Raw genomic sequence first — 25899 nt, 5'->3', positions numbered from 1 at the left:
GGCCGGTGCGTTCCGCGAACGGTTTTCGGGCGTCGGTGCGGCGCCGTTCGCGCCTTCGGCGCCTTTGAGCATGGGGCCGGGGGTGCCCTGGCCGGGCTCCGTCGCCGACCACCTGGCCGGTGGGGGCAGGGCCCGGTGGCGGCCACCGTCGGCCCATGTTGAGGGCCGGTCCGGACTGCGGGGGTACCCCTGGAAAGCGTTTGACAGATTAGTTGCGGCAGATCAAGGGTTTTCTGAGGGGGTACGTGGGAGGGGCTGCTCCATTGGCCCGGCGGACGGCGACGGCGCCGTGCCCCCGCCCCCCGCCGCCGCTGCTCATATGCGCCGAAGGCGCGAGACGATGCCCGCGCCTGGTCGCCCGTCCCCAGCGCCGTCAGACCTCGCACACCGCGGCGACGAACTCGGCCCAGGCCCCGGCCGGGACGACCAGGGCAGGGCCGCTCTTGTCCTTGGAGTCGCGGATGCCCACCTGGGCGGTGTGGGGCAGGTGCGCGATCTCCACGCACGCGGTGCCGTTCGCCTCACTGTAGGAGGACTTGAACCATGCGCCTTCCGGCGCGGTGTCGGACGCTATGCGGTGGGTCATGTCAGACCTCTCGTGCTAGTCGTTGCAGGAATGCTGGAGTCTCACCAGGGGCGAGAGCCGCTGCGCGCAAGCCCTCGAACCTGCGAGAGAAGGACCAGATCGTGGTGTCTTTGTCACTGATGTCGGACCCATCGGCGACGTCAGATTGCACAACCGTCGGCAACGGTGAACCGAACTCCAGGAGGGTGAAGTTGGAACCTGGACGGTAGGTGGGCGTGGACATCGGGAGGATCTGCACCGTCACGTTGTCGAGTTGAGCGACCCTGATGATCTCCTCGTACTGCTCGCGCATCACGTCCGGGCTCCCGACCACCCGGCGCAGCGAGGCTTCGTCCTGGATGGCCCACAGCTCCAGCGGGCCCTCCCTACGAGTCAGGGCCCGCTTACGTTCCATACGGATCTGGATGTGTCGCTCGACGAACTCAGTCGTCGTCTCCTCAATGGACTTCGCCGCCTGAAACAACTCACGGGCGTATCGCTCGGACTGCAACAACCCTAGGACCACATTCGGTTGCCAAGCCCGGATGCTCCGAGCACCGCTCTCCAGCCCGATGTACATCCCCATGCCGGACGGCAGGACACTGCGATAGAGCGACCACCAGCCCCGGTTGAGCGAGTCCCGGTGGATCTCGACCAGGAAAACAACGTCGTCCTCCTCCTCGACTCCGTAGCGGTCCAGCAGAGTCCGCAGCTCCGCGGTGGTCTTGAGGCCGGTCAGCCCGTTCTCCACGCGATGGAGCTTCGACGGGGAGAACGTCAACCCGTCCACCGCCTCCGTCAGGGTGAATCCGGCCTTGTCCCTCAACCGCTTGAGCTCCCAGCCGAGTTGCATGCGACGGACCGTGGGTCCTGTTGGTGCTGCCACGAGTATGCCTCCCGGTGGGTTGAGCCTGCCATGCCGTGGTGGAAGCCGTACAGCTACGGACCGGGGCCGACCTTCTCGGGCATGCGCGGCCGCTGCTCCGGGACCACCACGCGAACGCCCGTGAGCTGCGGTTCGTGGGGCATCGGCTCGCCGAGGCGCTGCATGACGCGCTACGGGTGGCGGAGAGCCGGGGGCGGCGGCTGGAGGACCGGGAAGAGACCGCGACCGAGCAGAGTTAGTAGAAACATGAACAACAGCGTGGACGTCGTGGTCATCGGTGCCGGGCAGGCGGGGTTGTCCGGGGCCTATCACCTGAGGCGGGCCGGGTACCAGCCCGGTACCGGCTTCGTGGTGCTCGACCACGCGCCCGCGCCCGGCGGGGCGTGGCAGTTCCGGTGGCCGTCGCTGACGTACGGCAAGGTGCACGGGATGTACGACCTGCCCGGCATGCGGCTGACCAGCGACGACGCGGATCCCGCGCGTCCCTCGTCCGAGGTGATCCCGGCCTACTTCGCACGCTATGAGCGCGCCTTCGATCTGCGGGTGGTCCGGCCGGTGCATGTCACCGCCGTACGGGACGGGGACGACGGCCGACTGCTGGTCGAGACCTCGGCCGGGACCTGGGCCGCGCGGGTGCTGATCAACGCGACCGGGACCTGGGACCGGCCCTTCTGGCCGCGCTACCCGGGGCAGGAGACCTTCCGGGGCCGCCAGCTGCACACCGCGCGGTACCCGGGGCCCGGGGCGTTCGCCGGGCGGCGGGTGATCGTCGTCGGGGGCGGTACCTCCGGGGTGCAGCATCTGCTGGAGGTCGCCGAGGTGGCGGCGGAGACGACCTGGGTCACCCGCCGCCCACCGGTTTTCCGCACCGGGCCGTTCGGCCAGGACCAGGGCCGCGCCGCCGTCGCGCTGGTGGAGGAGCGGGTGCGGCGGGGGTTGCCGCCGCAGAGCGTGGTGTCCGTGACCGGGCTGCCCATGACGGAGGCGATGGAACGGGCCCGGGAGAAGGGTGTTCTCGACCGGCTGCCGATGTTCGAGCGGATCACCCCGGACGGGGTGGCCTGGGCGGATGGGCGCCATGTGGAGGCGGACACGATCCTCTGGGCCACCGGTTTCCGTGCCGCGATCGACCATCTGGCCCCGCTGAGGCTGCGCGAACAGGGTGGCGGGATCGCCGTCGAGGGGACCCGGGCGGTGCGGGATCCACGGGTGCATCTGGTCGGCTACGGGCCCTCGGCCAGTACGGTCGGCGCCAACCGGGCGGGGCGGGCCGCCGTACGGGAGATCCAGGAGCTGCTGGGTGCCCCTTACGACAGCCAGTGGTCACCGGAGAAGGTCGCCGTCGGGCATTGACCGGGTGCGGGCCGGGCCGGTGCTCCCCCGGACCACGAGGGTGGGGTCGAGGACGATGTCCCGGTCGGCGGTGCGCCCGCCGTCGAGTCGTTCGGCGGCCGCCCGGACGGCGACCTCGGCCGCCTCGGCGGCGTCCTGACGTACGGAGGTGAGGTCGATGAAGGACAGCCGGGCGAGTTGGCTGTCGTCGTAGCCCACGATGGACACGTCATCGGGGACGCTGACGCCCGCACGCAGGAACGTGCCCAGCAGACCGTGCGCACAGCGGTCGTTCCCGGCGATGACGGCTGTGGGCAGCTCGGGCCGGGCGAGCAGGTCCCGGGCCACCCGGGCTCCGGATTCCTCGGTGTAGTCGCCGGGGTGGACCCGGATGTGGTCGGCCAGTCCGTGGTGGCGCATGGCGGCGCGGTATCCGCGCCGTCTCTCCTCGGCACCGGGCATGGCGCCGCCGTCTATGTGCGCGATGGCGCGGTGCCCCTGTGCGACGAGATGGTCGACGGCTTGGCGCATCCCGTTCCGCTCGGCGGTCCGGACGACGTCCGTACCGGCGGCTCGCGTCAGCGGGTTGATCTCCACGATGGAGGGCCCGCCGACCTCCGTGGCCAGATGGTGCCGCTCGAACGTGGTGCCGATGGTGATGATGGCTTCACAGCGCAGTCCGAGCAGCTCGTCCATCGCCTGACGCTCGTCGCGGGTGTCGACCATGGCGTTGAGCACGAGGGTGTAGCCGTGCTCCCGGGCGGCGGGGTACAGGGCCTCGACGATGCCCACGTCGTGCGGCTGACGCATGGTGAACAGCACGCCCAACTGCCGACTCCGCGTGCGGCGCAGAAGCTGGGCGGCGGTGTCGGGACGATAGCCCAGTTCCTCGGCCGCCTGGAACACGCGTCGGCGCGTATCGGAACTGGCACCGGGCTGGTTGCGGAACACCAGTGACACCAGGGCCTGCGAGACACCGACGCGCGCGGCGATATCGGACATGGTGGGACGCTTGGGACGCCCCACCGGGGTTCCCCGCTCGGCCGATCGGCCGGCGCCCCCTGGATCCCCCATCCCTGCCTCCTCGCGCTTCATGTCTTGACATGCGTCACACGCCGCCCCCATAGTACGTGCCACTTGTACGTACTAGTTGTACTGACAAAAAGACAAAGGCCTCTCCGCCGCCGCACGATCGTGGCCGGCCGGGCGGCCACTCACTCGACATCGGGAAACAACCGGACTTGTCGGGGCGCGACCATGACCTCCGCTGCCTCCACGAGGAGACACGACGATGAAAACCCGACTCGACTCCGAGGACTCAGACATCACACACCAAGACCCCGAACTGCCGCCGGACACCAAGGGTCCCCATTCACGACGGCTCGGCCTGGTCGCGGTCATCGTGACCTTCGGCGGGCTGCTGTTCGGCTATGACACCGGCGTCGTCAACGGCGCCCTCGATCCCCTCACCGACGACCTCGGTCTGACCGCGCTCACCGAGGGAATCGTCGTCAGCAACCTCATCTTCGGGGCCGCCTTCGGCGCCATGATCGGCGGAATGCTGTCCGACCGGCACGGCCGCCGCCACAACATCCTGCTGCTGGCCTTGGTGTTCATGCTCGGCACTCTGGGCTGTGTGCTGTCGCCGAGCTGGCAGGTGCTCGCCCTCTTCCGCTTCATCCTCGGCCTCGCCGTGGGCGGGGCCTCGGCGACGGTCCCGGTCTACCTGGCCGAGATCGCCCCGGCCGAGCGCCGCGGTTCCATCGTCACCCGCAATGAGGTGATGATCGTGACCGGCCAGTTCGCCGCGTTCGTCATCAACGCCGTCATCTTCAACCTCTGGGGCGAGACGGACGGCATCTGGCGGCTCATGCTGCTCGTCGCCCTCCTTCCGGCGATCGGGCTGTTCATCGGCATGCTGCGGCTGCCGGAGAGCCCGCGCTGGCTGGTCTCCCAGGGCCGTGACGACGAGGCACTCGCGGTCCTGTCCCAGGTCCGCACCCCCGAGCGGGCCCGCGCCGAGATGGCGGAGGTCCACCGCCTCGCCGAGGAGGAGCGGGTCGCCAAGACCGCGGGCCGGGTGGATCTCGGGGTGCGATGGGTGCGGGTGCTCATCCTGATCGGGGCGGGGCTCGGATTCTGTCAGCAGTTCACCGGCATCAACTCCGTCATGTACTACGGTACGCAGCTGCTCGGCGACGCCGGGTTCTCGGGCGACTCCGCCATCATCGCGAACACTCTCAACGGCGCCTTCAGCGTCATCGGCATCGCGGTGGGCGTCTCGGTCATCAACAAGCTCGAGCGGCGCACCATGCTGCTCGGCGGGTTCGCCCTGACCACGACGTTCCACCTGCTCGTCGGTCTCTCCGCGCTGCTGATGCCCGAGGGCACCGCGAAGGCGTGGTTCATCCTCGTGTTCGTCGTGCTCTTCGTCTTCTCCATGCAGGCCACCATCGGTCCGCTGGTCTGGCTGATCCTCTCCGAGATGTTCCCGCTGAAGATCCGCAGCCTGGCCATCGGCATCAGCATCTTCGTGCTGTGGATGGCGAACGCCCTGGTGGCCCTCGGCTTCCCGCCCATCGTGAAGGCCATGGGGATCTCGAACACCTTCTTCGCCTTCGCCGCCTTCGGTGTGCTGGCCCTCCTCTTCATCGCGACCTGTGTGCCCGAGACCAAGGGCCGCTCGCTGGAAGAACTGGAGGACGACTTCCGCGCCCGCTACTCCTCACCCGTCCCGCCCCGAAAGGAGGGTTCCGCACCATGACCGTTCTGACCGCCATCGCCGAGGGCCGCGAGGGAGACCACGCGCTGACCGCGGGAATCGCCGAGGCCCGGCTGCTGGGCACCGATCTGGTACTGGTCAATCTGCGTCTGTCGGCGCTGGACCGCTCCGGGGTGCCCGAGGACCCGCGGACCACGGTCGTCGAGCGCAGCGGTCCCGGTGACCGCGACCCGGTCGACGCCGTCCTGGACGAGATCGAGGCCCGGCCCGACGTCGACCGGCTGGTCATCGGCCTCCGCCGGCGATCGCCGGTGGGCAAGGCGCTGCTGGGCAGTGTGAGCCAGCGGCTGCTGCTGGAGAGCCCCGTCCCCGTCGTCGCGGTCAAGCCCCCGGCCTGACCGTGACGACGTAACGGGCCGACGTCTTCACCGGGGCCGCCGAGACCGGCGACCCCCAGGTCAGGCGCCCGGTCTGGACGCGAACGTGGAGTCCCGCACCACCAGTTCCGGCTGCAGCACGATCCGCCGGTGCTGGTGGGAGGCGGCCTCGTCGCCGGTCTCCTCGATCAGCAGCTCGGCCGCCGTACGCCCCATCCGGAACGCCGGCTGGCGCACCGACGTCAGCGGCACCGCGGCCGCCGCCGCGAACTCGATGTCGTCGTAACCCACCAGCGCCACCTCCCCCGGCACCGAAACCCCGGCCGCGAAGAGGGCCTGCAGCACCCCCAGCGCCAGCAGGTCATTGGCGCAGAACACCGCCGTCGGCCGGGGTGAGATCCCCAGCAGCCGGGCGCCCGCGTCGCGGCCCGAGGCCACGTCCAGCCGCTCGGCCTCGATGTGCACCATCGCCTCCTCCGGCAGCCCCTCCTCCGCGAACGCGCTGAGCAGCCCGGTGCGCCGGTCCTGGCACTGCGGGAGCAGCATCGGACCGCTGACGTAGACCACGGAGCGGTGGCCCTGGGCGATGAGATGGCGCCCGGCGAGCGCGCCGCCCTCGATGTCGTCGACCGACACCGAGCAGCCGTCGGCGCTGGGCACCTCGCGGTCCACGAAGACGAACGGGATGTCATGGCGCCGGAAGCCCTCCAGGTTGGCGCCGGTGACATCGGCCGGGGTGACGAGCACCCCGCGCACCCGGTGCTCGGCGAAGAGGCCGAGGTAGTCGGCCTCCTCCTCGGGGCTCTGCGCGCTGTTGCACACCATCACCCCGAGACCCGCCTCCCGCGCCGCACGCTCCGCACCGCTCGCCACGTCCACGAAGAACGGGTTCGCCATGTCCAGCACCAGCAGCGAGATGATGCGGCTGCGCCCGGCGCGCAGCTGGCGCGCGGACTCCTGGCGTACGTAGCCCAGCCGCTCGATCACGGCCTGCACCCGGTCGCGCGTGGCCTCGGCGACCATCTCGGGCCGGTTGATCACGTTCGAGACGGTACCGACCGACACTCCCGCCTGCCGCGCGACGTCCTTGATCCCCACCATGCGTCCCACGACCCGGGCCTCCGCCTTCCCGCGACCCACCGCGGTCGCGGGAACATCGTAATGCGCTGTTCGACCGGTCGGGCAGGACCGGGCCGCCGCGGGCCCCGGGCCCCGGCTCAGCCACGGGAGCGCACCAGGCTCGAACCGCGGACCACGAGCTCGGGCTGGAGGACGATCCGCTGGTGGCGATGGTCCCCGCCCCGCTCCCCCGTCTCCTCGATCAGCAGCTCGGCCGCCGTACGCCCCATCCGGAACGCCGGCTGGCGCACCGACGTCAGCGGCACCGCGGCCGCCGCCGCGAACTCGATGTCGTCGTAGCCCACCAGCGCCACCTCCCCCGGCACCGAAACCCCGGCCCCGTACAGCGACTGCAGCACCCCCAGCGCCAGCAGGTCATTGGCGCAGAACACCGCCGTCGGGCGCGGAGACATGCCCAGCAGCCGAGCCCCCGCGTCCCGGCCGCAGGTCACGTCCAGCCGGTCCACCTCGACATGGCGCAGCGCGGACTCGCCGAACCCCCGCTCGCGCAGGGCGCGCAGCGCGCCCTCGCGGCGGTCGCGGCACTGGGCCAGCCGCATCGGCCCGCTCACATAGGCGAGGGTGGGATGGCCGAGGCCCAGGAGGTGGCGGGCGGCGAGCTCACCGCCGGTGACGTCGTCGACCGACACCGAACACCCCTCGGCGCTGGGCAGCACCCGGTCCACGAGGACGAAGGGGATGGGCTGCCGCCGGAAGGAGGCGAGGTTGCGCCCGGTCATATCGGCCGGGGTCATCAGCACCCCGCGCACCCGCTGCTCGGCGAAGAGCCCGAGGTAGTCGGCCTCGTCCTCCGCGCTCTGCGCGCTGTTGCACACCATCACCCCAAGACCCGCCTCCCGCGCCGCGCGCTCCGCGCCCCGTGCGACGTCCACGAAGAAGGGGTTGGCCATGTCCAGCACCAGCAGCGCGATGATGCGGCTGTGACCGGCCCGCAGCTGGCGCGCGGACTCCTGGCGTACATAGCCCAGCCGCTCGATGGTGGACAGCACCCGGGCCCGGGTCTCCTCGGACACCGAGTCCGGGCGGTTGATGACGTTGGAGACCGTGCCGACCGAGACCCCGGCCTCGCGCGCCACCTCCTTGATGCCCACGCCTGGTGCCATCGTCAGGAGGGGAGGGCGAAGTCGACGACGCGGAGGGCGGAGGGCGTGGTGCCGCTGGACTTCCGCTGGTACAGATACGACAGGACGCCGTCCTGGGCGAGCCGGGTGTCGTCCACGACGACCTCGCCGAAGGCGTTCAGCCCGCTGCCGTCGTAGAGGGTCTTCCAGTCCGTCCAGCCCGAGGACTTGGACGCGGCCACGATCCGGCCGTACGGCATCACGGCGTAGGCGTTGTCGTGGGCGTCGAAGACCAGGTGGCTGCGCTGGGTGGAGCCGGGGGCCACCGGGATCTCGGTCTTCTTCCAGGCGCCCGCCGTGTCCTTGAAGACGTGGAAGGTATGGCCGTTACTCGTCCGGTCGGCGACGTAGTCGGTGGTGCACTGTCCGAAGCGGCCGGGGACATAGCTGATCAGGGCGTGGGGCGCGCCGGTGGAGTCGGTGGCCTGGCTCTCCTGATTCATCAGCGAGTGGTCGGGGTTGAGGGGGTCGACGACGGTTCCGGCGTCGCCGACCGCCACCGTGTCGGATCCTCCGGTGGTGCCGACGACGGCGCCCGCCGCGTTGCGCCAGGTGCGGCCGCGGTCGGAGCTGTGGACATAGCCGGTGTCGTGGTTGCTGAGCCCGCCGCTCGCGCACATCACCGCGTTGCTCTGCTCGCGCCAGGTGTAGAAGGCGTGCAGCCGCCCGTCGGGCCCGTAGTCGATGCCGTGCAGATACATGTTGCGGGCGGTGCTGGAGCCGTGCTCGCTGCGGTAGGTGCCGGTGGCGGAGGACCACTCGCCGAGCGCCCGCCACTTGGTGCCGTCGTACTCGGCGAGCGCGTTGCGGCCGTTGCCGGAGACGCCGACGCGGTAGCTGAGCTGAAGCCTGCCCTCGGGGGTGGCGATGAACTGGGGGTAGGTGAACTGGGAGGTGAGCGCGAGGCCGTCGAGGGTGGTCTGGACGGCGCCGAACTGGCCGGTGGTCCAGGGGTGTCCGGCGGGGTCGTCCACCAGCCCGGCCACCGACTTCACATAGAAGAAGCCGCTGCTGTGGGAGTCCATGTTGAGGTGCAGCCGGCCGTCGGTCCGGGAGATCCCCATGGAGATGACGTTGTGGGAGTCATCGGCGGTGAGCCGGTGCGGCAGGGTGACGGTCTGCCAGCTCTGCTGGGTGAGGGCGCGGCGCCCGATGACCGCGCTGCGGTCGGCGGTGTACCAGACGGCGTACTGATAGCCCTTGTAGGTGAGCAGCCCGTTCTTCTGGAAGGCGTTGTTGTTGACCAGGCCGTCGTACGAGACGAAGTAGAGGGCCTTGGGGTCGAGTCGGGTGTCCGCGAGCTTGCTGACGGCCGGGCCGGGGGCGGCGGCGGAACCCGGGGTCGCGGTCGCGCCCGGGGTCGCGGCGCCGAGCAGGGCGGTGGCGAGCGCGACGGCGGCGAGGGGTCTCATCCGGGCGTCTCCGTTCTGCGTCGTTGGACATACGGTTTCGGGGGAAGTCCGCCACGGTTCGGCAGCGCCCCGAAGGGGCGCGGGGCTGTGCCGATGTGCGGCTCCGCCGTGCGGGCGCGACCAGCCACGACGGCGCCGCAGTCGGCCGACAAGGATCGTGGCACCTCCAGCGGAGCGCTCAGGTTAGGTGGAAGACCTCCGTGAGTGGCTTCATCGCCTCGTCCGGTTTCGTGCCGTCGAGTGCTTCGAAGAGCGGCGTCTCCGAGAGCGCCGCCCGCATCTCGGGCCACACGGCCGCGTGCCGCTCGCGGTACTCCTCGATCCGGTCCTGGCGGACCTTCAGCAGAAAACACACCCGCCGCATCGCCGACCGCCTCAGAAGTGGTACTTGTCGATGTTGGACTTCTCGAAGACGGTGGGCGGGCCGAGGATTACCTCGCCGTTCTTGCCGACCGTGTACTCGCCCAGCTTCCCGGCCTTGAACTTCTCCCCCTCGGCCCCGGTGATCCGCCCGGAGGCGAGCGCGGCCGCGGCGTACGAACCGAGGTAGCCGAGCTTCTTGGGGTCCCAGAGCGCGAACTGCTCGACGGTGCCGTCCTTGACGTACTTGCGCATCTGGTTGGGCGTGCCGAGGCCGTTCAGCACGACCTTGCCCTCGTACGAGGAGCCGCTGATGTAGCGGGCGGCCGCGGCGATGCCGACGGTGGTGGGCGCGATGATGCCCTTGAGCTTGGGGTACGCCTTGAGCAGGCCCTGGGTCTCCTGGAAGGACTTCTGGTCGTCGTCGTCCCCGTACACCGTCTTGACCAGCTTCATGTTCTTGTAGGCGGGCTTGCTCAGCTCGTCCTTCATGAAGCGGATCCAGGTGTTCTGGTTGGTGGCGTTCTGGGTGGCGGAGAGGATCGCGATCTGGCCCTTGTAGTCGAGTTGCTTGGCGAGGTGCTGGACCTGGCCGCGGCCGATCTCCTCGGAGCCGGCCTGGTTGATGAAGAGCTGGCGGCAGGCCGGGGCGGTGTCGGAGTCGTACGCCACCACCTTGATGTCCTTCTTCATGGCCTGCTTGAGCGGGCCGCACACCGCGTTGGGGTCGTTGGCCGCGATCAGGATGGCGTCCTGGCGCTGCTGGACCAGGGTGTTGATGTACGACACCTGGGAGGAGGCGCTGGCGTCGGAGGGGCCGACCTCCTTGCCCTTGCCGCCGAACTCCCCGGTGGCCGAGATCCCCGCCTCGTCGATGATCTTCTCGTAGGGGTTGTTGATCTGCTTGGGCAGGAAGGCCAGCTTGAGGCCCTTCTTCAGGGGGGCGTCGGGGTCGGCCTTGGCGTCGCTCTTGGCGGCGCCGCCGTTGTCGTTGTCCTTCTTGGTGGTGCCGCCGCAACCGGCCAGGGCCACGGCCAGGGCACAGACCGCGGCGGCGGTGGCGGCGGCGCGGCGACGTCCAGGAGTGATCATGAGAAGACCTTTCGCGGTGCGTGGGTGGATCAGCTGGTCGAGGCGGCGGCGCGCCGGTGACGCCAGGCGCTCACGGTGGTGATCAGACGGGGGGTGAGGACGGAGGCCACCAGCAGCAGCCCGGTGACGATCACCTGGACCTCGTTGGCCACGTCGTTGAGGGTCAGCAGGTTCTTCAGGACACCGATGAGCAGCACCCCGGCGACGGCGCCGAACAGCGTGCCCTTGCCACCGTCGAAGTCGACCCCGCCCAGCAGGACGGAGGCGATGACGAGCATTTCGAAGCCCTGGCCGTTGTCGGCCCGCGCGCTGCCGTACCGCAGGGTGAACACGACTCCCGCGAAGGCCGAGATCAGCCCGCTGACCACGAACAGCAGCAGCTTGACGCGCTTGACGCGGATGCCCGCGAAGTACGCGGCGTCCTCCTGGGCACCGATGGCGAACAGCGACCGGCCCACGCCCGTGGCGTGCAGCACCACGGCGGCGACGGCGGCCAGCACGATGAACAGCGTCACCGGATAGGTGAGAAAGGTGCCGGGCACGGTGGTGGTGTCCACGGCCCACTTGGCGTACGTCTCGGGGAAGTCGGTGATGGCATTGGAGCCGAGCACCACCGACGCCAGCCCCCGGTAGAGCGCGAGCGTCCCGATGGTGACGGCGAGCGAGGGCAGCCCGACCCGGGTGACCAGCCAGCCGTTGAGCAGCCCGCCGGCCACCCCGACCAGCAGCACGATCGGCACGATGGTCTCGAACGCCCAGCCCGCGTCCCACAGTTGACCGGTGAGCGCGCTGGACAGGCCGAGCATCGAGGCCACCGACAGATCCACCTGCCCGGCCACCACCAGCAGTGTCATCGGCAGCGCCATCAGCGCCACCTCGGCGATGTCGTTGAAGGCGAAGGCGAGGTTGTCGCGGCTCGCGAAGCCGTCCGTGGTGCCGAGGCCGGTGAGGAAGACGGCCACCAGCAGCACCCCGACGGCGGTGTCCCACCTGAGCTTCATCGTGCGCTCCTCTTCGTCAGCGCGCGGGTCATGCGCACCCGTACGATCCGGTCCACGCTGATGGCCGCCAGCAGCAGCGCACCGGCGATGGCGTCCTGCCAGAAGGAGTCGACCTTCAGCACGGCCAGGGCGCTGCCGATCGTGGTGAGCAGCAGCGCGCCCAGCGCCGCGCCCCACACCGTGCCGGTGCCGCCGACGATGGCGACGCCACCGACCACCACCGCGCTGACCACGGTGAGTTCCCAGCCGTGGGCGTTGTCGGCGACGACGGTGCCGAAGCGGGCCAGCCACAGCGCGCCCGCGAAGCCCGAGACGGCGCCGGAGAACACATACGCGGCCAGCACCCGCCGCCGGATCGGCACCCCGGCCAGCCGGGCGGCCTCCGGGCTGGAGCCGATGGCGTACAGCTCACGGCCGCCGCGGTAGGTGCGCAGGACGTATGCGGTCCCGGCGAGCACCACGAAGGCGATCAGCGGGAGATACGGGATGCCCAGCACGCTGCCGCTGCCGAGGTCCAGCACGGACTGCGGCACATCGGCGGCGTTGATCTGCTCCCCTTGCGCCCACCAGTAGTCGACGCCCTGGATGATGTAGAGCATCCCGAGGGTCACCACCAGCGCGGGCACCCGTCCGAAGCTCACCAGCGCGCCGCTGACGATGCCGCAGCCCGCGCCGACGAGGAGGCCGAGAGCCAGGACCGTCAGCGCCCCGTGGTCGGTGCCGGAGACGAACTTCCCGCAGGCGAAGGCGGACAGGCCCACCACGGAGCCGACCGACAGATCGATGTTGCGGGTGATGACCACGACCGACTGCCCGACCGCGAGCAGCACCAGGATGGCGGCGTTGAGCAGCAGGTCCTTGATGCCCTGGCCGTCGAGGAAGCGCGGTTCGGCGATCCAGGTGAACAGCACCAGCAGCACGAGGGCCCCGGCGATGCTGATCTCCCGCGCACGGAAGACGGCGTCGACGAGCGAGCGCGCCGACCGGGCCGCCTCCGGCGCGGCGGCGGATTTGTCGGGTTTCTCGATGGTCACACTCACGTCCGGGTCCCTCCTGCGGTGGCGCCGGTGGCGCCGGTGGGCCCGGTGGCGCCGGTGGGCCCGGTGGCCCCCGTATCACCGGTGGCGTGGGGGTGCCCGCTCGCAGCGGTGGCGTCGGTGGGCCCGCTTGCTGCGGTGCCATCGGTGGGACCGGTCGCGCCGGTGGCGCGGGGGAGTTCGGTCGCGGCGGCCTCACCGGCGACACCGGCGACACCGGCGACACCGGCGACACCGGCGCCTTCGGCGCCATCGGCGCCATCCGTGAGGCCGGTCGCGGCGGCCATCACGGACTCCTCGGTGGCCTCGGCGCGCGGGATCTCGGCCACCAGCCGGCCCTCGTGCATCACCAGGACCCGGTCGGCCATGCCCAGCACCTCGGGCAGGTCGGAGGAGATCATCAGCACCGCGAGCCCGTCGGCGGCCAGCGACGACAGCAGCCGGTGCACCTCGGCCTTGGTGCCCACGTCGATTCCGCGCGTGGGCTCGTCGACGATGAGCACCGTGGGCTCGGTCGCCAGCCACTTGGCGAGCACGACCTTCTGCTGATTGCCGCCGGAGAGCACCCCGACGTGGTCGGCGAGGCTGCCGTACTTCAGCTGGAGCCGGACCGCCCAGTCGGCCGCGCGGCCGCGCTCCAGCGCCCGTTTCACCAGCCCGGCGCGGCCCAGCCGGTCCAGGCCGGTCAGCCCGATGTTCCGCTCGATGGACATCTCCATCACCAGCCCCCGCTGGCGCCGGTCCTCGGGGACGAGCGCGAGCCCGGCGTCCATGGCGGCGGTCGGCGAACCGGGCCGCAGCACCGCCCCGCCGACCCGCACCTCGCCCGCGTCCGCCCGGTCCACGCCGAAGACGGCCTGGGCGACCTCGGTGCGCCCGGCGCCGACCAGCCCGGCGAGCGCGACGATCTCACCGCGCCGCACCTCGAAGGAGACGTCCCGGAAGACGCCCTCACGGGTCAGCCGCCGCACCGCCAGCGCGGTCTCGCCGACCCGGCTGTCCTGCTTGGGGTAGAGCTCGGCCAGATCCCGGCCCACCATGCGGCGGACCAGAACGTCCTGGGTGAGCCCGGTCAGCGGCTCGGAGGCCACCAACCGGCCGTCCCGCAGGGTGGTGACCCGCTGGCAGAGCTCGAAGATCTCCTCCAGGCGGTGGGAGATGAACAGCACGGCGGCGCCCTCGGCGCGCAGCGTCTCGACGACCGAGAAGAGCCGGGCGGTCTCGCTCCCGGTGAGCGCCGCCGTCGGCTCGTCCATGATCAGTACCCGGGCGTCGAAGGAGAGCGCCTTGGCGATCTCGACGATCTGCTGGTCGGCGATGGACAGGCCCCTGGCGGGCCGGTCCGGGTCGAGTTCGACGCCGAGCCGTGCCATCAGGGCGGCGGTGGAGGTCCGTACGGCCTTGTGGTCGATCCGGCCGAGGGCCCGGCGGGGCTGACGGCCCATGAAGATGTTCTCGGCGATGGACAGATCGGGGAAGAGCGTCGGCTCCTGGTAGATGACGGCGGTGCCGACGTCACGGGCGTCGGCGGGGCCGTGGAAGACCGCCGGCTCGCCGTCCAGCAGCACCCGGCCGGAGTCGGGCCGGTGTACCCCGGCGAGGATCTTGATGAGCGTCGACTTGCCCGCCCCGTTCTCACCGGCCAGGGCATGGGCCTCACCGGCGAAGAGCTCGAGCGAGACGTCCCGGAGGGCCCGTACGGCGCCGAAGGATTTGTTCACCCCCTCGAGGGCGAGGACCGGCACACCGGTCGAAGCAGGCTGGCTCACGGAGTCTCCTGACGCGTACGCAGGGGCAGTAGCACGGGCAGTAGCACGGGCAGTAAATGAAATGTTTCAATGCCGGATTCCGGGAAGCTAGCCGGGCCCTATGCGGCCGTCAAGGGGTTGTGCACGGGATATACCCACATCGTTTCAGCCCCCTTGACGCACCCTGATCCCCGGTCCTACGGTCCAGGCGCCTTGGGTTGAATCGTTTTCATCGATCGTTCCCGTCCAGCCGCCTCTGGAGGAAGCCCATGATCAGCAGACGCCATCTGCTCGCCACCACCGCTGCCACCGGTACTGCCCTCACGGGTCTGCCCGCCCTCACCCCGTCCGCCGCCGCGTCCGCCACCGCGTCCGCCGCCGCCGAGGACCGCCCCGGCGCGGGGCCGCGGGTCCGGAGCACCACGGTGGAGTACGCGCCCCACCCGCTCGGCCTCGACACCGCCCGCCCCCGGCTGAGCTGGATCCTCGGCTCTGACGCCCGCGACCAGCTCCAGAGCGCGTACCACATCCGGGTCGCCACCTCCCCCGACCGGCTCGGCGAGCCGGACGTCTGGGACAGCGGCAAGACGACATCGCGCCAGTCGGTCCTGGTCCCCTACGACGGCCCGGCCCTGCGCCCGCGCACCCGCTACCACTGGTCGGTGCGGGTCTGGGACGGCCACGGCCGCCCCTCCCCGTGGTCCGCCCCCGCCTGGTGGGAGACCGGGCTGCTGAACTCCGGTCAGTGGCAGGCCCGTTGGATCGCCGCGCCCGCCGCGCTGACCGCGCCCCCGTCCCTGGAGGGCGCCTCCTGGATCTGGTTCCCCGAGGGGGATCCGGCCACCGAGGCCCCGGCGGCCACCCGGTGGTTCCGTACCTCCGTCCACGCCCCGGGCACCGTCCGCCGCGCCCGGCTGGTGGTGGCGGCCGACGACGGCTTCACCGCCCATGTGAACGGCACCGAGGTCGCCGCCCGCGAGGCAGTGGGCGTCCTCAAGGCATGGAGCCATCCGGCCACCGTCGACGTCACCGAATTCCTCGACCAGGGCGCCGCCACCCTCGCCATCGCGGCCACCAACGCCGAGAAGGGCCCGGCGGGGCTGCTCGCCACCCTGGAGCTCACCACCGAGGACGGCACCACCCACCACCACACGGACGCCACCTGGCGCACCACCGCCACCGAACCCCCCGCCGCCTGGGCGGACCCGGACTACGACGACAGCGGCTGGGCCACCGCCAAGAAGCTGGCGGCCTGGGGCGGCGGCCCCTGGGGCAAGGTGCTCCCCCTCCAGTCCCCCGCCCAGCTGCGCCGCACCTTCCGGCTCACCAAGCCCGTGGCGCGCGCCCGGCTCTACTCCACGGCCCTGGGCCTCTACGAAGCCCACCTCAACGGCGCCCGCGTCGGCCGCGACCAGCTGGCGCCCGGCTGGACCGACTACCGCAAGCGCGTGGCGTACCAGACCTACGACGTCACCGACGCCCTCCGCCGAGGGACGAACGCCCTCGGCGTGACCCTCGCACCCGGCTGGTACGCCGGGAACATCGCCTGGTTCGGCCAGACCCAGTACGGCGACCACCCCGCCCTGCTCGCCCAGCTGGAGGTCACGTACACCGACGGCAGCACCGAGCGCATCACCACCGACCAGCAGTGGCGCGCGGCCACCGGTCCGCTGCTCACCGCCGACCTGCTGATGGGCGAGGAGTACGACGCCCGCGCGGAGACCCCCGGCTGGACCTCACCGGGCTTCGACGACACCGGCTGGCAGCCCACCGTCACGGCCACCGACATCACCGCCGAGGTGGTGGCCCAGACCGACGTCCCGACCCGGGTGGAACGCGAGATCAAACCCGTCGAGGTCACCGAACCCACCCCCGGTGTCCACCTCTTCGACCTGGGCCAGAACATGGTCGGCAGCGTCCGCCTCACGGTCTCCGGCCCGGCCGGCCACAAGGTCCGGATCCGCCACGCCGAGGTGCTCAATCCGGACGGCACCGCCTACACGGCCAATCTGCGCACCGCCCGCCCCGTCGACACCTACACCCTCAAGGGCGGCGGCCGGGAGACCTACGAGCCGCGCTTCACCTTCCACGGCTTCCGCTACGTCGAGGTCACGGGCTACCCCGGAACGCCCTCCCCCGACGCGATCACCGGCCGGGTGATGCACACCGCCGCCCCGTTCACCCTGTCCTTCCACACGGACTCGGCGATGCTCAACCAGCTGCACTCCAACATCACCTGGGGGCTGCGCGGCAACTTCCTGTCCATCCCCACCGACACCCCGGCGCGAGACGAACGGCTCGGCTGGACCGGCGACATCAACGTGTTCTCCAGCACCGCCGCGTACACCATGGAGTCCGCGCGCTTCCTCACCAAGTGGCTCCAGGACCTGCGCGACGGCCAGACCGGCGAGGGCTCCTTCCCCGATGTGGCACCCCACCTCGGCGACGTCGGCAACGGCGTGGCCGGTTGGGGCGACGCCGGGGTGACCGTGCCCTGGAACCTCTACCAGGCGTACGGCGACACCCGGGTGCTGCGCGAGAACTGGCCGGCCATGCGGCGCTGGATCACCTACCTGGAACAGCACAGCACCGATCTGCTGCGGCCCGCCGAGGGCTACGGCGACTGGCTCAGCGTCGAGGCGGACACCCCCAAGGACGTCATCGCCACCGCCTACTTCGCCCACGCCACCGACCTCGTCGCCCGCACCGCACACGTCCTGGACGAGGACCCGGCCCCGTACGAAGACCTCCTGACCCGTATCAAGGCGGCCTTCAACCGCGCGTACGTCTCCGCCGACGGCAGGATCAAGGGCGACACCCAGACCGCCTACGTCCTGGCGCTCTCCATGGACCTGCTCCCCGCCGACCTCCGCACCCCCGCGGCCGATCGCCTCGTCGCCCTCATCAAGGACCGCGACTGGCATCTGTCCACCGGATTCCTCGGCACCCCGCGGCTGCTTCCGACCCTCACCGAGACCGGCCACACCGACGTCGCCTACCGCCTGCTCCACCAGCGCACGTTCCCCTCCTGGGGCTACCAGATCGACCGGGGCGCGACCACGATGTGGGAGCGCTGGGACTCGATCAAACCGGACGGGAGCTTCCAGGACGTCGGGATGAACTCGTTCAACCACTACGCCTATGGCTCGGTCGGCGAGTGGATGTACCAGAACATCACCGGGATCGCCCCGGCCGCCCCCGGCTTCCGCGAGATCCTCATCCGGCCCCGCCCCGGTGGCGAGGTGCGCTCCGCCGAGGGCCGCTACGAATCCCTCTACGGCCCGGTCACCACCCGCTGGTCGCAGGGCGAGGACTTCACCCTCACGGTGTCCATCCCCGTCAACACCACGGCCCAGATCTGGGTCCCGGCACGCCGCGCGGCGGACGTGACCGCTCACGGCGCCCGCCCGCTGCGCATGGCGGACGGCTGCGCGGTGTTCGCCGTGGGCTCGGGGACTCACCACTTCTTGACGCGTGGCCGACCGCGCGGCTAGGTTTCTTGAATCGTTTCATGAAGGAGATTCATGTCTGACGTTCCAGCCGTGAAGGCGGCCCTCAAGAGCCAGGCGGTCGAGACGCCGTCATGGGCGTACGGCAACTCCGGAACCCGCTTCAAGGTCTTCGCCCAGCCCGGTGTCCCGCGCTCCCCCCAGGAGAAGCTGGACGACGCCGCCCAGGTGCACGCCTTCACCGGGGTCGCCCCCACGGTCGCGCTGCACATCCCCTGGGACAGGGTCGAGGACTACGGGGCGCTCGCCAAGTACGCGGAGGAACGCGGCCTGAAGCTGGGCGCCATCAACTCCAACGTATTCCAGGACGACGACTACAAGCTGGGCTCGGTCACCCACCCCGACCCGGCGGTCCGCCGCAAGGCGCTGGGCCACCTCCTGGAGTGCGTCGACATCATGGACGCCACGGGCTCCCGCGACCTCAAGCTCTGGTTCTCCGACGGCACCAACTACCCCGGGCAGGACGACATCGCGGCCCGCCAGGACCGTCTCGCCGAGGCGCTGAGCGCGGTCTACGAGCGCCTCGGCGAGGACCAGCGGATGCTGCTGGAGTACAAGTTCTTCGAGCCCGCCTTCTACACCACGGACGTGCCGGACTGGGGCACCGCCTACGCCCACTGCCTCAAGCTGGGCCCCAAGGCCCAGGTGTGCGTGGACACCGGCCATCACGCGCCCGGCACCAACATCGAGTTCATCGTCGCCCTTCTGCTGCGCGAGAAGAAGCTCGGCGCCTTCGACTTCAACTCCCGCTTCTACGCGGACGACGACCTGATGGTCGGCGCCGCCGACCCCTTCCAGCTCTTCCGGATCATGTACGAGGTGGTCCGGGGTGGCGGGCTGACCTCGGGGGTCGCCTTCATGCTCGACCAGTGCCACAACATCGAACCCAAGATCCCGGCGATCATCCGCTCCGTGATGAACGTCCAGGAGGCCACGGCCAAGGCCCTCCTGGTCGACCGCGACGCCCTCGCCACGGCCCAGCGCGAGGGCGACGTGCTCGGCGCCAACGCGGTCCTGATGGACGCGTACAACACCGACGTACGGCCGCTGCTGGCCGAGGTCCGGGAGGAACTGGGCATCGCCCCGGACCCGATGGCGGCGTACCGGGGCTCGGGGTGGGCGGCGCGGATCGTGGCGGAGCGGGTGGGGGGAGAGCAGGCGGGGTGGGGTGCGTAACGCCTGGCGGCGGGCCCTGCCGCCAGCTCCCCCGGAGGCTTCAACTCAAGCCACTGACCCCATAGGGCACGCCCATAAAAGGCGCGCTCCTCGTCACCGCATCCCGCTGAGACTGGCCCACACGCAGAGGACGACATGACCGCAGAACCGCATCCCGAGGCGGGCGCGCTGTTGGGGCGCTCGCATCGGTTGGGCGCTGATCCGCGCAATACCAACTACGCGGGGGGAAACACCTCCGCCAAGGGAACCGCGACCGATCCCGTCACGGGCCAGGACGTCGAGCTGATGTGGGTCAAAGGCTCCGGGGGCGATCTGGGTACCCTCACTCACTCCGGGCTCGCCGCGCTCCGGCTGGACCGTCTTCGTGCGCTTACCGGTGTCTACCCCGGGGTGGACCGCGAGGACGAGATGGTCGCGGCGTTCGACTACTGCCTGCATGGCAAGGGCGGGGCCGCGCCGTCCATCGACACCGCCATGCACGGTCTGGTGGACGCCGCCCACGTCGACCACCTCCACCCCGACTCCGGTATCGCCCTCGCCTGCGCGGCCGACGGCGAGGCGCTCACCAAGGAGTGTTTCGGCAACCAGGTCGTCTGGGTGCCCTGGCGCCGTCCCGGCTTCCAGCTGGGCCTGGACATCGCCGCCGTCAAGAAGGCCAATCCGCAGGCCATCGGCTGCATCCTCGGCGGCCACGGCATCACCGCCTGGGGCGACACCTCCGACGCATGCGAGGCGAACTCGCTCCGCGTCATCCGCACCGCCGAGGAGTTCCTCACCGCACGCGGCAAGGCGGACCCGTTCGGCCCCGTCATCCACCCCACCATCCCCGAAGCCGAGCGCCATGCCCGTGCGGCCGCCCTCGCCCCGGTGATCCGGGGCCTGGCCTCCACGGACCGCCCCCAGGTGGGCCACTTCACGGACAGCGACACCGTCCTGGACTTCGTCTCCCGCGCCGAACACCCCCGTCTGGCGGCCCTCGGCACCTCCTGTCCGGACCACTTCCTCCGTACCAAGGTCCGCCCGCTGGTCCTGGACCTCCCCCCGGACGCGCCCCTCGACACGACGATCGGCCGCCTCAAGGAACTCCACGCCGCGTACCGCACCGACTACGCGGCCTACTACGACCGCCACGCCACCCCCGACTCCCCGCCCATGCGCGGCGCGGATCCCGCCATCGTGCTGATCCCCGGAGTCGGGATGTTCAGCTACGGCAAGGACAAGCAAACGGCCCGTGTGGCAGGCGAGTTCTACGTCAACGCCATCAACGTCATGCGCGGCGCCGAAGCGGTTTCCACCTACTCCCCCATCGAGGAGTCGGAGAAGTTCCGCATCGAGTACTGGGCGCTCGAAGAAGCCAAGCTCCAGCGCATGCCCGAGCCCAAGCCCCTCGCGACCCGTATCGCCCTGGTGACCGGCGCGGGCTCGGGTATCGGCAAGGCGATCGCCCACCGCCTCGTGGCCGAGGGCGCATGCGTCGTAGTCACGGACGTCAACGCGGAATCGGCGCAAGCCGTAGCCCAGGAGCTCGGCGGCCCGGACAAGGCCACGGCCGTCACCGCCGATGTCACCTCGGAAGAGCAGATCAAGGCGGCGTTCGAGCAAGCGGCGCTGGCCTTCGGCGGCGTGGACATCCTCGTCAACAACGCCGGGATCAGCATCTCCAAGCCGCTCCTCGACACCACCACCGCCGACTGGGACCTCCAGCACAACATCATGGCGCGAGGCAGTTTCCTGGCCTCCCGCGAAGCGGCAAGGACCTTCATCGCCCAGAACATGGGCGGTGACATCGTGTACATCACGTCCAAGAACGCCGTGTTCGCGGGCCCGAACAACATCGCATACTCCGCGACCAAGGCCGACCAGGCCCACCAAGTCCGCCTCCTTGCAGCAGAATTGGGCGAGCATGGCATCCGGGTCAACGGGGTGAACCCCGACGGCGTAGTCCAAGGCTCCGGCATCTTCGCGGGCGGCTGGGGCGCACAGCGCGCCGCCGTGTACGGCGTCCCCGAGGAGAAGCTGGGCGAGTTCTACGCCCAGCGCACCCTGCTCAAGCGCGAAGTGCTCCCCTCCCACGTGGCGAACGCCGTCTTCGCCCTCGTCGGCGGCGACCTGACCCACACCACGGGTCTGCACATCCCGGTCGACGCCGGCGTCGCGGCGGCGTTCCTGCGCTGACACGCGCGTGAGGGGGGCGGGGTCGGAGGGGTGGGGTCCTGGACGCTTACGTGTATTTGTGGCGCCAATCTCCGGCCCACGCAAGCCCCCGGCCAATGGCGCCGTAAATATACGGTCCAGGGCCCCGCCCCGGAGGCCCCGGCCCCCGCCCCGTACGAACCACAGCAACCACCACGCACCCCACCACCCACACCCACACCCACACCCACGCACCCCGCCCACCCACCACCCACCACGAGGTCCACGTGCCCGCCACAGAACACCGCTTCGCCGCCGTAGACCTCGGTGCGTCCAGCGGCCGCGTCATCGTCGGGGAGGTCGCCCCCGGACGGCTGGCCCTCCACGAGGCGCACCGCTTCCCCAACCAGCCAACCCGCGTCCTGGGCACCCTGCACTGGGACATCCTGTCGCTCTACCAGGGCGTCCTGAACGGCCTCAAGACAGCCGCCGCGCAGACGGGCAACGGCCTGACCAGCATCGGCATCGACACCTGGGCCGTGGACTACGGCCTGCTCGCCGCCGACGGCACCCTGCTCGCCAACCCCGTCCACTACCGCGACACCCGCACCACCGGCGCCGCCGAAAAGGTCGCGGCCGCGCTCCCGCCCCGAGCCCTCTACGCCGCCACCGGCATCCAGCGCCTCCCCTTCAACACCATCTACCAGCTCATCGCGGCGCAAGGCACCCCCACCCTCACCGCCGCCCACCGCCTCCTCCTCATCCCCGACCTCATCTCGTACTGGCTGACCGGCGAACTGGGCACCGAGCTGACCAACGCCTCCACCACCCAGCTGATCGACCCCCGCACCCGCGACTGGGCCGCCCCGGTGGCGCAGGCCCTGGGCATCGACCTCTCGCTCTTCCCTCCCCTGCGCCGCCCCGGCGACCCCGCCGGAACCCTGCGCCAGGACGTTCTCACCGAGATGGGCACAACGCACCCCATCCCCGTCACCGCCGTCGGCTCGCACGACACCGCGTCCGCCGTAGTCGGCGTCCCGGCCACCACACCAGACTTCGCGTACATCGCCACCGGCACCTGGTCCCTCGCCGGGCTCGAGCTGGACGCGCCGGTCCTCACGGAGGAGAGCCGCGCGGCCAACTTCACCAATGAGCTGGGCGTGGACGGCACGGTCCGCTATCTGCGCAACATCATGGGCCTGTGGATGCTCCAGGAGTGCGTCCGCACCTGGAACACCGAAACCGCCCGCACAGCCAGTACGAGCAGCACAGGCACCACAGGCAGCACAGCCAGCACAGCCAGCAGCACAGGCAGCGCAGACCTCACCGCCCTGCTCCGGGCCGCGGCCCAAGCCACCCCCCTCCGCTCAGTCGTCGACGCCGGCGACCCCGCCTTCATCGCCCCCCACCACATGCCCGACCGCATCGCCGACGCCTGCCGCCGCACCGGCCAGCCCGTCCCCCGCACCCCGGCCGAGACCACCCGCTGCGTCCTGGACTCCCTCGCCCTGGCCCACCGCCGCGCGATCGAGGACGCCACCCGGCTGTCCGGCCGTACGGTCAGCGCCGTGCACATCGTCGGCGGTGGTGTGCACAACACGCTGTTGTGCCAGCTCACCGCCGATGCCTGCGGCCTCCCCGTGATCGCGGGCCCGGCCGAGGCGGCGGCTCTCGGAAACGTACTTGTCCAGGCCCGGACGGCCGGAGCGATCACCGGTGGCCTGCCCGAGTTGCGCGCCCTGCTTCACAGCACCCAGCCACTGAGGCAGTATGAGCCCACAGGTGATCATTCGGCGTGGGACCGGGCAGCCGCCCGGTTCGGAGACGCACAGGTCACAAGGGCCGGCACCGGCCAGGCCAGGGCCGCCACCGGCCAGGGCGACGAGGAGGAACCGTGCGCGTAGCGCTCTTCATCACCTGCGTCAACGACACCCTCTACCCACGCACCGGCCAAGCCGTGGTCACCCTCCTCGAGCGACTCGGCGTGAAAGTCGGCTTCCCGGAGGCGCAGAGCTGTTGCGGGCAGCCGCAGTTCAACACCGGCTACCGCCACGAGACCGAACCGCTGTTGCGCCGCTACGCCACGGCGTTCCGCGACTACGAATACGTGGTGACCCCCTCGGGGTCGTGTGCGGCGATGGTGCGGGACAACTACCCCCGGATGGGCGCCAAGGCCGCCGCCGAGGGGCGCGGCCAGGAGCTCGCGGACGCGGCGGCCGAGGCGGTCCCCAAGACGTACGAGCTCACCGAATTCCTCACGGACGTCCTGAAGGTCACCGATGTCGGCGCGTACTATCCGCACACCGTGACCTACCACCCCACCTGCCACGGCCTGCGGATGCTGAAGCTCGGCGACCGCCCGCGCTCGCTCCTCGCCGCCGTGAAGGGGCTGAACCTGGTGGAGCTGCCGGGTGCCGAGGAGTGCTGCGGCTTCGGCGGTACGTTCGCCGTCAAGAACGCCGCCGTATCGGCGGCCATGGGAGCGGACAAGGCGCGCAACATCACGGCGACCGGTGCCGAGGCGGTGTGCACCCTCGACAACTCCTGCCAGCTGCACATCGGCGGCACACTCGCCCGTCAGGGCTCCGCGGTCCGCCCCGTCCACCTCGCCGAGATCCTGGCCAGCACGGAAGGAGACGTCTGGTGAGCGGAACCCACCAGGTGCACGGAGACCAGCAGCCGAGCGGAACCCAACGCGGAGCCCAAAGCGGAGCCCAACGCGGAACCCACCAGGCCACCTACCTGGGGATGCCCGCCTTCCCACAGGCGGCCGACGCCTCGACCCGGAACACCCAGCTACGTGCCAACCTCCGCCACGCCACCCACACCATCCGCGCCAAGCGCGCCACGGCCGTGGCCGAACTGGACGACTGGTCGCGGCTGCGCGCCGCGGGCGCGGCCATCAAGGACCGTACGCTGCGCCATCTCGACCAGTATCTGGAGCAGCTGGAGAGCGCGGTCACGGCGGCCGGCGGCCAGGTCCACTGGGCGGCGGACGCGGACGAGGCGAACCGGATCGTCACCGAGCTGGTACGGGCCACGGGCGAGCGCGAGGTCGTCAAGGTCAAGTCGATGGCCACGCAGGAGATCGGCCTGAACGGCGCGCTCGCCACCGCCGGGATCACGGCGTACGAGACCGATCTCGCCGAGCTGATCGTGCAGCTCGGCGACGACCTCCCGTCGCACATCCTGGTCCCGGCGATCCACCGCAACCGGGGCGAGATCCGCGACATCTTCACGGAGAAGATGTCCCAGTGGGGCCGTCCGGCCCCGGAGGGGCTGACCGACGCGCCCGCCGACCTCGCCGAGGCCGCGCGGCTCCACCTCCGCGAGAAGTTCCTGAACGCCAAGGTGGGGATCTCCGGCGCCAACTTCATGGTCGCCGAGACCGGCACGCTCGTGGTCGTGGAGTCCGAGGGCAACGGCCGGATGTGTCTGACCCTGCCCGAGACGCTGATCTCCGTCGTCGGCATCGAGAAGGTGGTCCCCACCTTCCAGGACCTGGAGGTCTTCCTCCAGCTCCTGCCCCGCTCCTCGACCGCCGAGCGGATGAACCCGTACACCTCCACCTGGACCGGCACCACGGACGCCGACGGCCCGCGCACCTTCCACCTCGTCCTGCTCGACAACGGCCGCACCGACACCCTCGCGGACACCGTGGGACGGCAGGCGCTGCGCTGCATCCGCTGCTCGGCGTGTCTCAATGTGTGCCCGGTGTACGAGCGGGCGGGCGGCCATGCGTACGGATCGGCGTACCCGGGCCCGATCGGTGCGATCCTCACGCCCCAACTGCGCGGCACCCAGAGCGAGCTGGACGCCTCGCTCCCGTATGCCTCGTCCCTGTGCGGGGCGTGCTACGAGGTGTGCCCGGTCGCCATCGACATCCCGGAGATCCTGGTCCACCTGCGCGAGCGCGTGGTCGAGGGCGGCCCCGCCTCCGTCCGTGGCACCCGTACGGTCATCAAGCCCGCCAAGGGCCACGCCGCGGAGCGCGCCGCGATGCGCGCCGCCCGCTGGGCCCTGGACCACCCCCGGCTGCTGCGCACCGGCCAGCGGCTGGCCTCCCGCACCCGCCGCTTCCATCCGCGCCGACTGCCCGGTCCGGGGCGGGCGTGGAGCGATACGCGGGAGCTGCCGAAGGTACCGGAGGAGTCGTTCCGCGACTGGTGGCAACGCACCCGGGGCGGGAGCGGCACCGGGAGCCGCCCGGAGGGAAGGAAGAAGACCACATGACCTCGCGAGACCCCGGCACCCAAGACCCCGGCACCCAGGGCCTGGACTCGCGCGC

General features: G+C 70.8%; 21 protein-coding genes. 10 read left to right on the top strand and 11 right to left on the bottom strand.

Annotated elements, in window-relative coordinates; genetic code table 11:
- Window positions 1–373: 373 nt before the first annotated feature.
- Both J2Z30_RS34990 and J2Z30_RS34985 read right to left on the bottom strand, forming a co-directional pair.
- Window positions 374–586, bottom strand: a complete 213-nt coding sequence (locus J2Z30_RS34990; protein ID WP_044568378.1) for a DUF397 domain-containing protein — start codon at window positions 584–586, stop codon at window positions 374–376.
- Window position 587: 1 nt separating this feature from the next.
- Window positions 588–1418 (bottom strand): helix-turn-helix domain-containing protein, encoded by an 831-nt coding sequence (locus J2Z30_RS34985; protein ID WP_245388783.1) that lies wholly within the window; start codon window positions 1416–1418, stop codon window positions 588–590.
- 68 nt (window positions 1419–1486) lie between these two features.
- On the opposite strand from J2Z30_RS34985, the gene J2Z30_RS34980 reads away from it, so the two are divergent.
- Together J2Z30_RS34980 and J2Z30_RS34975 are read left to right on the top strand one after the other, a co-directional pair.
- A complete protein-coding gene (locus tag J2Z30_RS34980; RefSeq protein ID WP_308280201.1) occupies window positions 1487–1690 on the top strand; it encodes a hypothetical protein in 204 nt (67 codons plus the stop codon).
- Window positions 1691–1697: 7 nt separating this feature from the next.
- Window positions 1698–2804, top strand: coding sequence for an NAD(P)-binding domain-containing protein (locus tag J2Z30_RS34975; RefSeq protein WP_044568380.1), 1107 nt, complete (start codon window positions 1698–1700; stop codon window positions 2802–2804).
- Here J2Z30_RS34975 and J2Z30_RS34970 read toward each other — a convergent pair.
- Window positions 2775–3785: a LacI family DNA-binding transcriptional regulator gene (locus J2Z30_RS34970; protein WP_044568381.1), complete on the bottom strand. Its 1011-nt coding sequence runs from the start codon at window positions 3783–3785 to the stop codon at window positions 2775–2777. The genes J2Z30_RS34975 and J2Z30_RS34970 overlap by 30 nt on opposite strands.
- 289 nt (window positions 3786–4074) lie before the next feature.
- Here J2Z30_RS34970 and J2Z30_RS34965 point away from each other — a divergent pair, with 289 nt between their 5' ends.
- Entirely contained in the window at window positions 4075–5547 is a 1473-nt protein-coding gene (locus tag J2Z30_RS34965) for a sugar porter family MFS transporter (protein ID WP_044568382.1), read from the top strand.
- Window positions 5544–5903: a universal stress protein gene (locus J2Z30_RS34960; protein ID WP_044568383.1), complete on the top strand. Its 360-nt coding sequence runs from the start codon at window positions 5544–5546 to the stop codon at window positions 5901–5903. Before J2Z30_RS34965 ends, J2Z30_RS34960 begins: the two co-directional genes overlap by 4 nt.
- A 60-nt stretch (window positions 5904–5963) precedes the next feature.
- Here the strand turns inward: J2Z30_RS34960 and J2Z30_RS34955 are convergent, their stop codons facing one another.
- The 8 genes from J2Z30_RS34955 to J2Z30_RS34920 form a co-directional block, all read right to left on the bottom strand.
- Window positions 5964–6983 carry a LacI family DNA-binding transcriptional regulator gene (locus J2Z30_RS34955; RefSeq protein ID WP_209468967.1) on the bottom strand — a complete coding sequence of 340 codons (1020 nt, stop codon included), beginning with the start codon at window positions 6981–6983 and terminating at the stop codon, window positions 5964–5966.
- Window positions 6984–7099: 116 nt separating this feature from the next.
- Window positions 7100–8125: a LacI family DNA-binding transcriptional regulator gene (locus J2Z30_RS34950; protein ID WP_044568385.1), complete on the bottom strand. Its 1026-nt coding sequence runs from the start codon at window positions 8123–8125 to the stop codon at window positions 7100–7102.
- 2 nt (window positions 8126–8127) lie between these two features.
- Entirely contained in the window at window positions 8128–9555 is a 1428-nt protein-coding gene (locus J2Z30_RS34945; protein ID WP_044568386.1) for a BNR repeat-containing protein, read from the bottom strand.
- A gap of 178 nt (window positions 9556–9733) precedes the next feature.
- Complete coding sequence (locus J2Z30_RS34940) at window positions 9734–9919, bottom strand: L-rhamnose mutarotase (protein ID WP_044568387.1); 186 nt, start codon at window positions 9917–9919, stop codon at window positions 9734–9736.
- Between the two features lie 11 nt (window positions 9920–9930).
- Window positions 9931–11007 (bottom strand): rhamnose ABC transporter substrate-binding protein, encoded by a 1077-nt coding sequence (gene rhaS / locus J2Z30_RS34935; protein WP_044568388.1) that lies wholly within the window; start codon window positions 11005–11007, stop codon window positions 9931–9933.
- Between the two features lie 29 nt (window positions 11008–11036).
- Window positions 11037–12008, bottom strand: a complete 972-nt coding sequence (locus tag J2Z30_RS34930) for an ABC transporter permease (protein WP_044568389.1) — start codon at window positions 12006–12008, stop codon at window positions 11037–11039.
- The gene (locus J2Z30_RS34925; protein ID WP_044568390.1) at window positions 12005–13048 is read right to left on the bottom strand and encodes an ABC transporter permease; all 1044 of its coding nucleotides are present in this window, start codon (window positions 13046–13048) and stop codon (window positions 12005–12007) included. The genes J2Z30_RS34930 and J2Z30_RS34925 overlap by 4 nt, the downstream gene beginning before the upstream one ends.
- Entirely contained in the window at window positions 13045–14814 is a 1770-nt protein-coding gene (locus tag J2Z30_RS34920; protein WP_411858613.1) for a sugar ABC transporter ATP-binding protein, read from the bottom strand. The genes J2Z30_RS34925 and J2Z30_RS34920 overlap by 4 nt, the downstream gene beginning before the upstream one ends.
- A 248-nt stretch (window positions 14815–15062) precedes the next feature.
- Here J2Z30_RS34920 and J2Z30_RS34915 point away from each other — a divergent pair, with 248 nt between their 5' ends.
- From J2Z30_RS34915 to J2Z30_RS34890, 6 genes are all read left to right on the top strand, one after another.
- The gene (locus J2Z30_RS34915) at window positions 15063–18287 is read left to right on the top strand and encodes an alpha-L-rhamnosidase (protein WP_044568391.1); all 3225 of its coding nucleotides are present in this window, start codon (window positions 15063–15065) and stop codon (window positions 18285–18287) included.
- Between the two features lie 30 nt (window positions 18288–18317).
- Window positions 18318–19478, top strand: coding sequence for an L-rhamnose isomerase (rhaI, locus tag J2Z30_RS34910; RefSeq protein WP_044568392.1), 1161 nt, complete (start codon window positions 18318–18320; stop codon window positions 19476–19478).
- A gap of 135 nt (window positions 19479–19613) precedes the next feature.
- Entirely contained in the window at window positions 19614–21653 is a 2040-nt protein-coding gene (locus J2Z30_RS34905) for a bifunctional rhamnulose-1-phosphate aldolase/short-chain dehydrogenase (protein ID WP_044568393.1), read from the top strand.
- Between the two features lie 245 nt (window positions 21654–21898).
- Window positions 21899–23515, top strand: a complete 1617-nt coding sequence (locus J2Z30_RS34900; protein WP_044568394.1) for a rhamnulokinase — start codon at window positions 21899–21901, stop codon at window positions 23513–23515.
- A complete protein-coding gene (locus J2Z30_RS34895; RefSeq protein WP_044568395.1) occupies window positions 23506–24258 on the top strand; it encodes a (Fe-S)-binding protein in 753 nt (250 codons plus the stop codon). The genes J2Z30_RS34900 and J2Z30_RS34895 overlap by 10 nt, the downstream gene beginning before the upstream one ends.
- A gap of 101 nt (window positions 24259–24359) precedes the next feature.
- On the top strand, window positions 24360–25844 hold the full coding sequence (locus J2Z30_RS34890) for a lactate utilization protein B (protein WP_044581058.1): 1485 nt from the start codon (window positions 24360–24362) through the stop codon (window positions 25842–25844).
- Window positions 25845–25899 lie beyond the last annotated feature (55 nt).

The organism is Streptomyces iranensis (genome assembly GCF_017874715.1).
In the GTDB taxonomy this organism is placed as follows: Bacteria; Actinomycetota; Actinomycetes; order Streptomycetales; family Streptomycetaceae; genus Streptomyces; species Streptomyces iranensis.
This window is presented reverse-complemented; position numbering and strand designations above follow the sequence as displayed.

Excerpts from the sequence above, each read along its gene's own strand:
- rhaI (WP_044568392.1), top strand. The coding sequence starts at position 18,318 with ATGTCTGACGTTCCAGCCGTGAAGGCGGCCCTCAAGAGCCAGGCGGTC.
- J2Z30_RS34970 (WP_044568381.1), bottom strand. The coding sequence starts at position 3,785 with ATGTCCGATATCGCCGCGCGCGTCGGTGTCTCGCAGGCCCTGGTGTCA.
- rhaS (WP_044568388.1), bottom strand. The coding sequence starts at position 11,007 with ATGATCACTCCTGGACGTCGCCGCGCCGCCGCCACCGCCGCCGCGGTC.
- J2Z30_RS34940 (WP_044568387.1), bottom strand. The coding sequence starts at position 9,919 with ATGCGGCGGGTGTGTTTTCTGCTGAAGGTCCGCCAGGACCGGATCGAG.
- J2Z30_RS34930 (WP_044568389.1), bottom strand. The coding sequence starts at position 12,008 with ATGAAGCTCAGGTGGGACACCGCCGTCGGGGTGCTGCTGGTGGCCGTC.
- J2Z30_RS34915 (WP_044568391.1), top strand. The coding sequence starts at position 15,063 with ATGATCAGCAGACGCCATCTGCTCGCCACCACCGCTGCCACCGGTACT.
- J2Z30_RS34990 (WP_044568378.1), bottom strand. The coding sequence starts at position 586 with ATGACCCACCGCATAGCGTCCGACACCGCGCCGGAAGGCGCATGGTTC.
- J2Z30_RS34975 (WP_044568380.1), top strand. The coding sequence starts at position 1,698 with ATGAACAACAGCGTGGACGTCGTGGTCATCGGTGCCGGGCAGGCGGGG.
- J2Z30_RS34965 (WP_044568382.1), top strand. The coding sequence starts at position 4,075 with ATGAAAACCCGACTCGACTCCGAGGACTCAGACATCACACACCAAGAC.
- J2Z30_RS34985 (WP_245388783.1), bottom strand. The coding sequence starts at position 1,418 with ATGCAACTCGGCTGGGAGCTCAAGCGGTTGAGGGACAAGGCCGGATTC.
- J2Z30_RS34905 (WP_044568393.1), top strand. The coding sequence starts at position 19,614 with ATGACCGCAGAACCGCATCCCGAGGCGGGCGCGCTGTTGGGGCGCTCG.
- J2Z30_RS34890 (WP_044581058.1), top strand. The coding sequence starts at position 24,360 with ATGCCCGCCTTCCCACAGGCGGCCGACGCCTCGACCCGGAACACCCAG.
- J2Z30_RS34955 (WP_209468967.1), bottom strand. The coding sequence starts at position 6,983 with ATGGTGGGGATCAAGGACGTCGCGCGGCAGGCGGGAGTGTCGGTCGGT.
- J2Z30_RS34950 (WP_044568385.1), bottom strand. The coding sequence starts at position 8,125 with ATGGCACCAGGCGTGGGCATCAAGGAGGTGGCGCGCGAGGCCGGGGTC.
- J2Z30_RS34945 (WP_044568386.1), bottom strand. The coding sequence starts at position 9,555 with ATGAGACCCCTCGCCGCCGTCGCGCTCGCCACCGCCCTGCTCGGCGCC.
- J2Z30_RS34960 (WP_044568383.1), top strand. The coding sequence starts at position 5,544 with ATGACCGTTCTGACCGCCATCGCCGAGGGCCGCGAGGGAGACCACGCG.